Annotated in this window: 14 protein-coding genes; 10 read left to right on the top strand and 4 right to left on the bottom strand. The window is 69.9% G+C overall.

Annotation, left to right across the window (positions count from 1 at the left end):
- The first annotated feature begins 33 nt into the window (after positions 1 to 33).
- Complete coding sequence (locus tag ACZ5IK_RS10965; protein WP_465487540.1) at positions 34 to 1,005, top strand: zinc-binding dehydrogenase; 972 nt, start codon at positions 34 to 36, stop codon at positions 1,003 to 1,005.
- 16 nt (positions 1,006 to 1,021) lie between these two features.
- Here ACZ5IK_RS10965 and ACZ5IK_RS10960 read toward each other — a convergent pair whose 3' ends face one another.
- Both ACZ5IK_RS10960 and ACZ5IK_RS10955 read right to left on the bottom strand, forming a co-directional pair.
- Positions 1,022 to 1,567 carry a DUF3515 domain-containing protein gene (locus ACZ5IK_RS10960; RefSeq protein WP_465487539.1) on the bottom strand — a complete coding sequence of 182 codons (546 nt, stop codon included), beginning with the start codon at positions 1,565 to 1,567 and terminating at the stop codon, positions 1,022 to 1,024.
- 19 nt (positions 1,568 to 1,586) lie between these two features.
- Positions 1,587 to 1,820 (bottom strand): Lrp/AsnC family transcriptional regulator, encoded by a 234-nt coding sequence (locus ACZ5IK_RS10955; RefSeq protein ID WP_101609830.1) that lies wholly within the window; start codon positions 1,818 to 1,820, stop codon positions 1,587 to 1,589.
- Positions 1,821 to 1,953: 133 nt separating this feature from the next.
- Here ACZ5IK_RS10955 and ACZ5IK_RS10950 point away from each other — a divergent pair, with 133 nt between their 5' ends.
- The 4 genes from ACZ5IK_RS10950 to ACZ5IK_RS10935 all read left to right on the top strand — a co-directional run bounded on the left by ACZ5IK_RS10950 (position 1,954) and on the right by ACZ5IK_RS10935 (position 4,724).
- On the top strand, positions 1,954 to 2,910 hold the full coding sequence (locus ACZ5IK_RS10950) for a thiamine-phosphate kinase (protein ID WP_101609829.1): 957 nt from the start codon (positions 1,954 to 1,956) through the stop codon (positions 2,908 to 2,910).
- A 62-nt stretch (positions 2,911 to 2,972) separates the two neighbouring features.
- Positions 2,973 to 3,443 carry a GNAT family N-acetyltransferase gene (locus tag ACZ5IK_RS10945; RefSeq protein WP_465487538.1) on the top strand — a complete coding sequence of 157 codons (471 nt, stop codon included), beginning with the start codon at positions 2,973 to 2,975 and terminating at the stop codon, positions 3,441 to 3,443.
- A gap of 8 nt (positions 3,444 to 3,451) precedes the next feature.
- Positions 3,452 to 3,973, top strand: a complete 522-nt coding sequence (locus ACZ5IK_RS10940; protein WP_465487537.1) for a gamma carbonic anhydrase family protein — start codon at positions 3,452 to 3,454, stop codon at positions 3,971 to 3,973.
- A 73-nt stretch (positions 3,974 to 4,046) separates the two neighbouring features.
- Positions 4,047 to 4,724, top strand: a complete 678-nt coding sequence (locus tag ACZ5IK_RS10935; protein ID WP_101609826.1) for a uracil-DNA glycosylase — start codon at positions 4,047 to 4,049, stop codon at positions 4,722 to 4,724.
- Positions 4,725 to 4,971: 247 nt separating this feature from the next.
- On the opposite strand, the gene rpmB is transcribed toward ACZ5IK_RS10935, so the two are convergent.
- A complete protein-coding gene (gene rpmB / locus ACZ5IK_RS10930; RefSeq protein ID WP_007031450.1) occupies positions 4,972 to 5,163 on the bottom strand; it encodes a 50S ribosomal protein L28 in 192 nt (63 codons plus the stop codon).
- Positions 5,164 to 5,296: 133 nt separating this feature from the next.
- Here rpmB and ACZ5IK_RS10925 point away from each other — a divergent pair, with 133 nt between their 5' ends.
- The 5 genes from ACZ5IK_RS10925 (at position 5,297) to ACZ5IK_RS10905 (ending at position 12,095) form a co-directional block, all read left to right on the top strand.
- Positions 5,297 to 6,880 carry a DAK2 domain-containing protein gene (locus ACZ5IK_RS10925; protein WP_465487536.1) on the top strand — a complete coding sequence of 528 codons (1,584 nt, stop codon included), beginning with the start codon at positions 5,297 to 5,299 and terminating at the stop codon, positions 6,878 to 6,880.
- Between the two features lie 4 nt (positions 6,881 to 6,884).
- Positions 6,885 to 9,038 (top strand): ATP-dependent DNA helicase RecG, encoded by a 2,154-nt coding sequence (gene recG / locus ACZ5IK_RS10920; protein ID WP_465487535.1) that lies wholly within the window; start codon positions 6,885 to 6,887, stop codon positions 9,036 to 9,038.
- An 83-nt stretch (positions 9,039 to 9,121) separates the two neighbouring features.
- Complete coding sequence (locus ACZ5IK_RS10915) at positions 9,122 to 9,502, top strand: hypothetical protein (protein WP_465487534.1); 381 nt, start codon at positions 9,122 to 9,124, stop codon at positions 9,500 to 9,502.
- On the top strand, positions 9,499 to 11,589 hold the full coding sequence (locus ACZ5IK_RS10910) for a caspase family protein (RefSeq protein WP_465487533.1): 2,091 nt from the start codon (positions 9,499 to 9,501) through the stop codon (positions 11,587 to 11,589). The genes ACZ5IK_RS10915 and ACZ5IK_RS10910 overlap by 4 nt, the downstream gene beginning before the upstream one ends.
- Before the next feature lie 2 nt (positions 11,590 to 11,591).
- Positions 11,592 to 12,095 (top strand): GNAT family N-acetyltransferase, encoded by a 504-nt coding sequence (locus ACZ5IK_RS10905; protein ID WP_465487532.1) that lies wholly within the window; start codon positions 11,592 to 11,594, stop codon positions 12,093 to 12,095.
- Here the strand turns inward: ACZ5IK_RS10905 and ACZ5IK_RS10900 are convergent.
- Positions 12,085 to 12,492: a hypothetical protein gene (locus tag ACZ5IK_RS10900; protein WP_465487531.1), complete on the bottom strand. Its 408-nt coding sequence runs from the start codon at positions 12,490 to 12,492 to the stop codon at positions 12,085 to 12,087. The two genes, ACZ5IK_RS10905 and ACZ5IK_RS10900, sit on opposite strands and share 11 nt — an antisense overlap.
- Positions 12,493 to 12,501: the final 9 nt, after the last annotated feature.

The following is a 12,501-nucleotide window of genomic DNA, read 5'->3' as shown; positions in this document are numbered from 1 at the left end:
CCTCTACCTTGCTTGAGGTCGTAACTTTCGCTCATGCAGGCGATCAGAGTGTCCCGATTCGGCGGTCCTGAAGTTCTCGAGCCGATCCAACAGCCCACCCCCGAACCCGCGGAGGGTGAACTCCGCATCGCGGTGACGGCGGCCGGAGTCGGCTGGCTCGACGCCCTCATCCGGCGCGGTGACGGCCCTGACGTGTTCGCGGTCGAGCCGCCGTACGTGCCGGGTGGTGCGGTGGCGGGCACCGTCGAGGCGGTCGGCGCCGGAGTCGACGAGAGCTGGCTGGGCAAGCCGGTCATTTCCAGTGCGAAGGGCGGATACGGCGGGGGATACGCGGACAAGGCCATCGCACTGCCGGACAGCACCTTCCCGATCCCTGCGGGCCTCGACTCCCAGCACGCGCTGGCCCTGCTCGACGACGGCAGCACGGCGCTGGCGCTGCTGGAGAAGACCCCGGTCCTGGCCGGGGAGCGGATCCTGGTGGCACCGGGCGTCGGCGGCCTCGGCAGCCTGCTGGTGCAGCTCGCCCGCGCGGCGGGGGCGACGGTCATCGCGGCGGTCCGCGGCGAGGAAAAGGCGGCGATCGCCCGGAAACTGGGTGCCGAGCCGGTCGACTACTCGGTGGCGGACTGGACCGGTCAGGTCCTCGCCCTCACCGGCGGCGAGCGGCTCGACGTGGTGTTCGACGGCGTCGGCGGCGAACTGGGCGCGGCTTCGCTCGCCCTGCTCGGGAACGGCGGCCGGTTCTCCGGCTACGGCATGTCCAGTGGCGTGGAGACCGTGATCGGCGACGCCGACCGGGCCCGGCTGACCATTGTGGATATGGCGCAGCTGGCCGGGTTCTGGCCCGACACGCCGCGCCGGGTGCGGGAGGTGCTGCGGCTGGCCGCGGGCGGGAGCCTGGCGCCGGTCATCGGCCGCACGTACCCGCTGACGGAGGCGTCCGCCGCGCACGCGGACATCGAAGGACGGCGGTACACCGGCAAGACCCTGCTGGTCGTTCCCTGATCAGAAACACTGGCGGTCAGAAACGCAGCGGCACCGCGGGGAGGTTGGCGGCGATGACGTCCGAAATGGTCTGGAGCGGCCCGGTCCCCGCGGTGTCCGGCACGGTGAGTGCCGTGTAGACGGGACGGTCGACCACGAACCACGTCGCCGTGCCCTCGCCCTGGACCTGCAGCCACTGGACCTTGTTGATCGTCCGCAGCTGCGAGGTCCGGTTGAGCTCCGGCGGCTTGCCGAGCCCGCACCGCAGGACCACCGGGTCACCGGTGCCCCAGCCGACCGCCGCCTCCGGGGCGGGCTCGGCCAGCTTCCGCCGGACCAGCGTGTTCCCGGCCGACGTGAGTTCGTGCGGGAGCGCGCCGACGAGCTTCGCACAGTCGGGTGAACCCGACTGGAACGCCGGGATCGGGACGAGCGGGAGCGGCCCGGCTTCGGCCTGATCCGTGACGGGATCCGCGCCGCGCGTCAGCCCGAAGACGGCCACGCCCGCGACGAGCAGGACCGCCAGGCAGGCGGCCGCGATCAGCAGTGGTTTCGGGGGAGCGCCGGTGTCCGTGTCAGCCACCGGACAACTACACCACCTCTTACAGATTCACGACCGGGCAGGTCAGCGTACGGGTGATGCCCTCCACGTTCTGCACCTTGGCGACCACGAGCTGGCCGAGCTGATCGACGGTTTCGGCAGCGGCCTTGACGATGACGTCGTAGGGACCGGTGACATCCTCCGAACTGGTGACACCGGAGATGGTGGAGATCTCCGCGGCGACCGCGGCGGCTTTGCCGACCTCGGTCTGGATGAGGATGTATGCGTGGACCACGGCGCGCCCCTTCGTAAAAGTCGGCTCAAGGTAGGAACGTTGTAGCAACGTATCGCCAGCCCCGGGAAAAACCTAGGGCTTCCGACTATCGGTGATCGACATTTGTCCGGACAAGGGAAAGTGGAGGTGACGGGTGTCACCGAATGACGGCACGGTCGCCGGTACCGGTGAATTCCGGTTGATCGAGGCGGTGACGTCCGGCCGGAAACAGCCGGAGTCGACGCTGCTCGGACCGGGGGACGACGCGGCCGTCGTGGCCACCCCGGACGGCCGGACGGTGGTCTCCACCGACGTCCTCGTGCAGGGCGTGCATTTCCGCCTCGATTGGTCCAGCGCCGAACAAGTGGGGCGCAAGGCGGTCGCGGTGAACCTCACCGACATCGCCGCCATGGGCGCCCGCCCGACGTCCGTCCTCATGGGATTCGCCTGCCCGCCGGACACCGAGACGTCGCTTGTCGTCGAGCTCACCAAGGGCATGTGGGCCGAAGCCGACCGCGCCGGCGTCGGGATCGTCGGCGGCGACATGGTGAGCGCGGGCCAGATCGTGATCAGTGTCACCGCGCTGGGCGACCTCGGTGGCCGGGAACCGGTGACGCGGTCCGGCGCCCGACCCGGCGACGTCGTCGCGGTGTGCGGACGCCTCGGCTGGGCGGCCGCCGGGCTCGCCGTGCTCGGTCGGGGTTTCCGCTCACCGGTCAGCGTGGTCAACGCGCAGCGCTGCCCCGAACCGGACTACGAAGCGGGCGTCCGAGCGGCCGACGGCGGCGCGACGTCGATGATCGACGTGTCCGACGGGCTGCTGTCCGACCTCGGCCACATCGCCACGGCCTCCGGCGTGGGGATCGACGTGCGGACGGCGGATCTCGACGTGTCGAGCAGGCTGACCGAAGTCGGCACCGCCCTCGGCGCCGATCCGCTGAAGTGGGTGCTCACCGGCGGCGAGGACCACGCGTTCGCGGCCACTTTCCCCGCGTTCGCCGACCTGCCGGAGGGCTGGACCGAAATCGGCGTCGTGACGATGCCGGATTCGGGGGTGACGGTGGACGGGAAGCAGTACGGACACAAGAGCGGCTGGGAGCACTGGCGCTAGCGTCCCGGTTGGGCCGATTACCTGCTTCCCCCGCGAGACGGCCGATGGCTAATCTCGCGCTCATGGACCTTCGTGTGCTGCCCTACGACCACCCCGACGCGGTGAAGCTGCTGGCCGAAGCCCAACTCGAACTGGCCGCCCGGTACGGCAGCGAAGACGAGACGCCGATGGACGGCGCTCAGTTCGCCGCACCGAAAGGGCTGTTCCTGGCCGCGTATCTCGATGACGCCCCGGTCGCGTGCGGTGCCTGGCGCGCGCACGACGGACCGGAACCGCTGCTGCCCGGCGACGCCGAGATCAAGCGCATGTTCGTGATGGCCTCGGCACGCGGGCGGGGGCTCGCGCGGGCGATCCTCGCCGACCTCGAACGGACGGCGGCCGAAGCCGGGCGGAAGCGCATGGTGCTGGAAACCGGCGACAAACAGCCGGAGGCCATCGCGCTGTACCTGTCGGCTGGTTACCGGGAGATGCCGGGTTTCGGGTACTACAAGGACGAACCGGAAAGCGTCTGCTTCGGCAAGTCGCTGGTCTAGGAGAACGCATGCCGATCTACGCACTGGGCGACCTCGAACCCTCGATCCACCCCGACGCCTACGTCCATCCCGACGCCACGGTGATCGGCGACGTCCGGATCGCGGCGTTCGCGTCGGTGTGGCCGCAGACGGTGCTGCGCGGCGACCACGGGTACATCGAGATCGGCGAGCGGTCCAACGTCCAGGACGGTTGCGTCCTGCACTGCACCCGCGAGGAGCCGACGGTGATCGGGAAGTCCTCCGCCGTCGGGCATTCCGTGCACATCGAGGGCGCGCGGATCGGCGAGGGCTGCCTGATCGCGTCGGGATCGGTGGTGCTGAACGGAACCGTCGTCGAGGACGGCGGGATGGTCGGCGCGGGCGCGGTGCTCTCCTACGGGTCCCATGTGGACAGTGGGCACATCGCGCTCGGTGTCCCGGCGAAGACCCGGCCGAACACGTCGTTCGGGCCGGACCTGATCAAACGGGTCGTCGATGGGTACGTCGAGCGCGCGGCCCGGTTCCGGGTCGAACTCCGGCGGCTGGACTAGGACGGCGCTGGTGACCGGTGTCTCAGTGCACCGGAAAAAGGGGCGCCGACCGGCCTGGGTAAGCTCGCTCGCCGTGACCGCACGACCGCTGCAGGACATCGTCGAAGCAGGCTGGGCGCAAGCCCTCGAACCGGTGGCGCCGCAGGTCGCCGCGATGGGGGAATTCCTCCGCGCGGAGATCGGCGCCGGTCGGACCTATCTCCCGGCCGGGGAACATGTGCTGCGGGCTTTTCAGCAGCCGTTCCACGACGTCCGGGTGCTGATCGTCGGCCAGGACCCGTATCCGACGCCCGGGCACGCCGTCGGGCTGAGCTTCTCGGTGGCGCCGGACGTCCGGCCGATCCCGAAGAGCCTGATCAACATCTACAAGGAGTACGGCGAGGACCTCGGGCACCCGTTGCCGTCGAACGGCGATCTGACCCCGTGGGCCGACCAGGGTGTCCTGCTGCTCAACAGGGCGCTGACGGTGCAGCCCGGCAAGTCCAACTCGCATCAGGGCAAGGGCTGGGAAGACGTCACCGAGCAGGCCATCAAGGCGCTCGCCGCGCGGGACGAGCCGATGGTGGCGATCCTGTGGGGCCGCAACGCGCGGAACCTGAAGCCGATGCTGGGGAAGGTGCCGTGCATCGAGTCGGCCCACCCGAGCCCGCTTTCGGCGCACGCCGGGTTCTTCGGCTCGCGTCCGTTCAGCCGGGCGAACCAGCTGCTCGCCGACCAGGGCGCCGGCCCCGTGGACTGGAAGCTCCCCTGACCACGCGATTAGTCCTCTAGTTGCGAAAGTTCCCGCGGCGCTGCCACGTGACACCTGTGACAGCTGTGCCTCCTGAGGTGACGCTCAAGTCCGTGAAGGCCTCCTTGAGGGACCCAGAGTCCCTCAAGGAGGCCTTCACGGACTTGAGCCAGGCCTTCACGCGGCACCGCGGCGCAACCAGAGGACTAAACGCGCATAAAAAATGGCGAGTGCTCCGAAGAGCACCCGCCATTCCCCAAAACCTGGCTCAGCCGCGAACGACCTTGCCCGCCTTGATGCACGAGGTGCAGGCGTTCAGGCGCTTGCGCTGGGACAGACCGATCTTGGCGTGAACGGTCTGGATGTTCGGGTTCCACCGGCGGTTGGTACGCCGGTGGGAGTGCGAGACCGACTTGCCAAAGCCCGGTCCCTTGCCACAGACGTCGCACACGGCAGCCACGTCGAACTCCTCTGGATCTGGGACAAAGAATGATGCGCCCAGCATGCTGGGCAACTCGACCATAGTAACCAGTGGCTCAGAGCCCTCCGGCACCGGGTCGATACCCTCGCTGGAACAGCTAGGAGGTTACGGCGTGCGGGTGCTGGACGTGGCGGCGGTGTCGGCTTGGTCGGCGGCCTGTGTGCACAGTTTGTCGGTGCTGCGGCCGGCGATCGACGGCATCAACGTCTACCCGGTCGCCGACTCCGACACCGGCTCCAACCTGCTGTTCACCATGACCGCGGCCCGCGACGCGCTGGCGGAGGCGGAGCCCGGGACCACCGCCGAGGCGCTCGCGGCCTTCGCCAAGGGCGCGGTCGCGGCGGCCAAGGGCAACTCCGGCGTGATCATGTCGCAGGTCGTGCGCGGGATCGCCGAGTCGGCGGCGGCCAGGGAGCTCGACGGGCCCGGGCTCGCGGACGCGCTCGGGTGCGCGGACAGGGCGGCCACGGGTGCGGTGAGCCGCCCGGTCGCCGGGACCATCCTGACCGTCCTCCACACCGTCGCCGCGACCGTCCGCGACGCGACCGGGTCACTCGAAGAGGTGGCCGCGACCGCGGCGAGCGTCGCCGCCGAAGCCCTGGAAGAGACCCCCAAGCAGCTGCCCGTCCTGGCGGTGGCCGGCGTCGTCGACGCGGGCGCCCGCGGGCTGGTCGCGGTCCTCGACGCCCTTGCCGGCGTGATCTCCGGCGGCCTCACCGAACCGGAACACCCGCTCGAAGCGCATCACCATCACACGATCGACGCGCCGACGGCCTGGGAGGTCATGTACCTCCTCGACGGCGTCGACGAGAAAAGCCTCCCCGAGCTGCGCAAGACCCTCAGCGGCCTGGGCGACAGCGTCACCGTGGCGGGCGACGGCGCCGGAAGTTTCGCCGTCCACGTGCACTGCGCGGACATCGGCGCGGCGCTGGAGGCCGGGATCGAGCTGGGCCGTCCTCGAAGAGTCCGGGTCGAGCCGCTGATCACGCCCACGCCGGTCGAGGTCGGCGGCGGTGTCGACCGTTCGGTGGTCGCCGTGGTCCACGGCGGGCCGCTGGCCGAACTGCTGCGGGCCGAGGGGGTCGCGGTGCTGTCCGTGCCGCCGGGCGTCGCGCCGACGGTCGAAGAGATGCTGGGCCTGATCAACGAGGCCGCCGGGCACCACGTCACCGTCCTCCCCGGCGGTCAGGGGCTGACCGCGGCGGCCGACGCGGCGGCGGGTCACGCGATGGCCGCGGACCGCGACGTCGTCGTCATCCCGTGCGTGTCACCCGTTCAGGTGCTCGCCGCGCTGGCCGTGCACGACAAGGACCGCCGCACCAACGACGACGTCGTCGCGATGGCCGAAGCGGCCGCCGCCACCAGGCGTGGCGAGCTGCGGATCGCGCAGGAGGAGTCGCTAACCTGGGTGGGCCGGGCGCAGGCCGGTGACGTCGTCGGTCTCGTCGACGGCGAGGTCGTGCTGATCGAGCCCGCGCCCGCCTCGGAGACGAGCCTGGTCGCGGCGGCGGTCGGTGTGCTGAACCGGATGCTGGCCCTCGGCGGCGAGCTGGTCACCGTGCTGACCGGCGTCGGCGTCCCGGTCCGGTTGCCCGGTGAGCTGGCCGATCAGCTCCGCCTGGAACATCCCGAGGTCGAGTTGACGAGTTACGCCGGCGGCCAGACCGACGCCGTGCTGCTGATGGGGGTGGAGTGACCGGATGACGAACCTGCGCGCGGACCTCAAGCTGGTCGTGGGCGCGGCGACGGCGAAGGCACTCGCCAAGGGCCTCAAGATCGAGACGGTCAGCGACCTGCTGCGCCATTATCCGCGCCGCTACGCCGAACGCGGCCAGCTCACCGACATCGCCGGTCTCGAACTCGGTGAGCACGCGACCGTGATGGCGCGGATCGAGCGGGTCAACAAACGCCGCATGAAGGCGCGCAACGGCACCTTGCTCGAAATGGTGATCACCGACGGCAAACGCCGTCTGCAGTGCACCTTCTTCAACCAGGCCTGGCGCGAAAAGGACCTGGTGCCCGGCAAGAACGGGCTCTTCGCGGGCAAGGTCACCGCCTTCCGCGACGTCCTGCAACTGGCGAACCCCGAGTACGAACTGTTCGACGCCGAGCGCCAGGCCGAGGCGATGGACGACTTCCTAGCCGAGATCATCCCGGTGTACCCGGCGGCGCAGGGGATCCCGACCTGGGTGATCGCCAAGAGCGTGCGCCAGGTGCTGGACGTGCTGGAGGTCGACGAAGACCCGATGCCGCTGGAACTGCTCGCCCAGTACGGCTTGCCCAGCCTGGAAAGCGCGTTGCGCGGCATCCACCGTCCCTCGGGCTGGGACGCGCTGAACTCCGCGCGCCGCAGGCTCAAGTGGGACGAAGCCATGGCGGTGCAGCTGATTTTCGCGCAGCGACGGCACTCCCTGGTCTCCCGGCCCGCGAAAGCCTGTCCGCACACCGACGGCGGCATCCTCGACGCCTTCGACAAGCGGCTCCCGTTCGCGCTGACGTCGGGCCAGGAGGAGATCGGCGAGGAGATCGCCCGGGATCTGTCCACCGAGCATCCGATGAACCGGTTGCTGCAGGGCGAGGTCGGTTCCGGCAAGACCGTGGTCGCGCTGCGCGCCATGCTGCAGGTCGTCGACTCCGGGCGGCAGGCGGCGATGCTCGCGCCGACGGAGGTCCTCGCCGCGCAGCACGCCCGGTCGCTGCGCGAGATGCTCGGCGATCTCGGGCAGGCGGGCGAACTCGGCGGCGCGGAGAACGCGACGCGGGTGACCCTGCTGACCGGTTCGATGGGTGCCAAGGAACGCAAGAAGGCGCTGCTGGAGACGGTCAGCGGCGAGGCGGGGATCGTCGTCGGCACGCACGCGCTGATCCAGGACACGGTGTCCTTCGCGGACCTCGGCCTGGCCGTGGTCGACGAACAGCACCGCTTCGGGGTGGAGCAGCGGGACGCGCTGCGCTCCCGCGGCGCCGACGAGACCAGCCCGCACGTGCTCGTCATGACGGCGACGCCCATCCCGCGGACGGTCGCGATGACCGTCTACGGCGATCTGGAGATCTCCGCGCTGCGGGTCATGCCCGCGGGCCGGTCGCCGATCAAGACGTCGGTCGTGCCGGTCGCGGAGCGTCCCGCGTGGCTGGACAGGGCGTGGCAACGGGTCCGCGAGGAATGCGGCAAGGGGCACCAGGCCTACATCGTCTGCCCGCGGATCGGCGACGAACCGGCCTCGGACAAGGGCGACAAACGGCCGGCGCTCGCGGTCCTCGAAGTGGCACCCGAGCTGGCCGAAGGTCCCTTGAAGGGGTTGAAGATCGGCGTCCTGCACGGCCGGATGCCCGCCGACGACAAGGACGCCGTGATGCAGGCGTTCGCCAAGGGCGACCTGGACGTGCTCGTCGCGACCACCGTGATCGAGGTCGGCGTGAACGTGCCGAACGCGACGGCGATGGTGATCATGGACGCCGACCGGTTCGGCATCAGCCAGCTGCACCAGCTGCGCGGCCGCGTCGGCCGGGGCAGCGTGCCGGGGCTCTGCCTGCTGGTCACCGAGACCCTGGACGGCACGACGACCCGGGAGCGGCTCGCCGCCGTCGAATCCACGACGGACGGTTTCGAACTGTCCAGAATGGACTTGGAGCTGCGCCGCGAGGGCGACATCCTCGGCGCCGCGCAGTCGGGGAAGAAGTCGACCCTGAAACTGCTGTCGCTACTGCAGGACGAGGAAGTCATCGCCGAGGCGCGCGCCCGTGCGCTGGAAATAGTCGAAAAGGACCCGGCTCTGGGGAATTACCTGGGGCTGGCGCACATGATCGCCGACGTCGTGGACGAAGATCGTGTGGAGTATCTGGAAAAAAGCTGACGTGAACATCTCTGCCCGATCGGACCTTGCCGCCGGGCGGCCTGAGGCGTTTCCTCTTTCTGTGCGGGCGAGGGAGGCCGGGGATGACGTCAGCGGTGCGGATCCAGCTCGGTGAGGACGGGGCCGACGCGGAGCGTGTCGACAGGCTCGCCGGCTACCTCCGGGGCGACCTGCTCGATCGCGGGGTCGCCGACGTCAAGGCGTTGCCCGCCGGTCCGGCTCCGCCCGGCTCCCGCGGATTCGATGTCGCGACGGCGGGCGGACTGCTGGTCACCCTGGGGAAGTCCGCCGAAGGCCTGCGCTCGGTCGTCGCGGCCGTGCGGGAATGGCTTTCGCGCGGCGGGCGGGTGAAGCGCACGGTGCGGCTGGAGATCGACGGCGACGTGCTGGAGCTGTCCGAAGCGAGCCTCACCGATCAGGACAAGCTCGTCGACCTTTTCGTGAGCAGGCATTCGACGCCATGACCGGCGAGCGGCGTGCCCTGATCATCGCCAACGGGGAGTACGACAATCCCGGGTTGAGTTCCCTGCGTTCCCCGGCGGCCGACGCCGAGGCGCTCGCCGAGGTCCTGGCCGACCGCAACATCAGCGAGTTCGACGTCCAGGTGGTCCGCGACGAGACCGCGCACGTGATCACGAGCCGGGTCGAGGACCTGTTCGCCGACAGCGCGGCCGACGACGTCCTGCTGGTGCATTTCTCTTGCCATGGCTTGAAAAGCGAGTCGGGCGAGCTGTTCTTCGCCGCTCGCAACACCCGGCCGGAACGGCTGGCGTCGAGCGCCGTCCCCGCCGATTTCGTCCAGCGCTGCATGCGGATGAGCCGGTCGCGGAGCATCGTCCTGCTGCTGGATTGCTGCTACGGCGGCGCTTTCGGCCAGGGGGTCGCGGTGCGCTCCTCCGGTGAGGTCAACGTGCTCGACGCGTTCCCCGGCGGTGGTTTCGGCGGCCGCGGGCGTGCGGTGATCACCGCGTCGAACTCCATCGAGTACGCCTTCGAGGGTGATCATCTCGCCGACGAGCACGCCCGGCCGTCGGTGTTCACCTCGGCACTGGTCGACGGTCTCCGGACCGGCGACGCGGACCGCGACGAGGACGGCTGGATCGCGCTCAGCGAGCTTTACGACTACCTGTTCGACAGCGTCCGCGAGCGGAACCCGAACCAGACGCCCAGCCGCGACATCGAGATGCAGGGCGAGCTGTACCTGGCCCGGAGCAGGCGCCGCCGGATCAAACCGTCGCCGGTCCCGGCCGATCTGCGCGCGGCGAGCGAGGATCCGAACATGTTCACCCGCCTCGGCGCGGTCACGGAACTCCAGCGGCGCCTGACGAGTGAGAACCTTCCCGTCGCCATCGGGGCCCACGAAGTCCTCACCACGATGGCGCAGAACGACATCCAGCACATCGCCGAGGCGGCAGAACTGGCGCGGCGGGAAGGCCGGGTGCGGGCCGAGCCCGACGAGGTGCGTTTTGGCGAAGTCGTCCGGGGATCGCGGCCGATCGCGCGGATCCGGTTGGACGGGCCGCCGATCGCGCGGGCCTGCCGTTTCGCGGCGTCGCATTCCTGGCTGCGGGTCACGGAAGTCGACGGCGGGGCCGAGTTTTCCCTGGACCTGGTGGAACTCGGGGCGTTCGAGGGGCGGATCACGGTGACCGGGCCGACCGGTGAGGCGGTCGTGCGGGTCGAGGGCCAGATCGTCGAGGAGCCGAAGCCGATTCCGGCGCCCGAGCCGGAACCCGAGCCGAGTCCGCCGCCCGAACCCGTCCGAAAGCCCGCGCCGCCACCCGAACCCGTCCGCAAACCCGCGCCGCCCGCCGAAACCGCCGCACCACGGCCGAAACCCGACCCGTTCGCCCCTGCCGCCGGTCTGGCGGCGTTCGTGGCCGCGGTGTACCTGGTGATCATCGCGTTCCCGCTCAGCCACAGCCTGGAGGACTTCTTCGAGGACGGCGGCTGGACCATCGTGCCGCTCGTCGTCTTCGCGATCGGCGCGGGGATCGCGATGTTCCCGCCGAAGACACGCCGGATGGAGGGGCCGGGGCTGCTGTGCGGGCTGGCGCTGCTTTCGACGATCCCGTTCGGTCCGGCCGTCCTCCTGATCTCCGACGGCTGCCTGATCCTCGCGGCCGTCCTCGCGCTGGTGTCGGTGCGGCGTGACCGGGGTTTCCGGCTCGGGCTGGGCAAACCGCGGGGCGCCCTCACCGTCGCGGCGCTGATGGCCGGGATCACCGGCGCGGCCGGTCTCGTGATCGAGGCCGCCGAGCTTTTCGAGTACTCGTCGAGCCGGGTCGACGAGGGAACGATCTATCTTCTCGTCGCGGGGCTCTTGCTCGCCGGGACGGTGCTCGGGGTGACCCTTCGGCCGGCGCGGTTCGGTGTGGCCTTCCTCGGTGGTGTGGCCGGAGGCGGCATCGTCATGGTGTGTGTGCTGTTCTACGCGATGCCCAGCAGTTCGAGCGTGACCGGCGCGGGCTGGGGGATCGCGCTGGGGATGGTGCTCTCATTGGCCATCGTGACCGGCCTCGTCGCCCGCAAGGTGCGGGCGGAAGACTGACGATGGCCACGATCCGTCTCGCGACCGTCGAGGACGCCTGGCCCATCGCCGAGGTGAACGTCCGGTCGTGGCAGTCGGCGTACCAGGGCCTGTTGCCCGAGCTCTACCTGCGCGATCTTTCGGTCGAGGGCCGAGCCGCCCGATGGCAGCGGGTCCTCGCCGACCCCGCCAACCGGGGCGACGTCCTGGTCCTCGTCGAGGACGGCTCGCTCCTCGGCTTCACCGCCGTCGACAGGGTCCGCGGGGAACTGCGCGCGATCTACCTCGAACCGGAACGCTGGGGCACGGGACTGGGACGGCTGCTGCTCGACACCGCCGTCGCCGCGTTGCGGGATTCCGGGCACCGTGAGGCGACGCTCTGGGTGCTCGACACGAACGTGCGCGCCCGGCGTTTCTACTCGGCCGCGGGATGGACGCCGGACGGGGCGGCGAAATCCGACACCATGCCCGGCGAGGACGTCCCGCTTTCCGAAGTGCGCTACCGGATCGACCTCGTCAGCGGGTGAACCAGGCGTGTTCCTCGGGCTTGTTGAGGACGACGATGATGCCGATGGCGATCCCTATCCCGATCAGCTGGGTGAACGCCCCGCCGTTCAACAGGCTGATCGCGCCCAGCACCACGGACAGCCCTTCCACAACCATGACCGTCGGCCGCACCCACGCCGTACCGTGGGAGATCTGTATCGCGCACGCGATCAGCACGATGGAGACCAGGAAGCCGAGGATCGCCAGCACCAGCAAGAGTCCCGCTTCTTCGTTGCCGTGGTTGAGTTCGTTGATCGTGAGGAAGGTCAAGAGCATGGTGACGAGGATGTTGAGGACCGCCTGCAACCAGAGGAAGCCGCGGACGAACCTGAGCCGGCGCGGCATTTCCAGCGGCCGGTTCCGGACTTCTTCGGTCATGACGGGCTC

The sequence above is a fragment of the Amycolatopsis sp. NPDC031561 genome (genome assembly GCF_055580625.1).
This window is presented reverse-complemented; position numbering and strand designations above follow the sequence as displayed.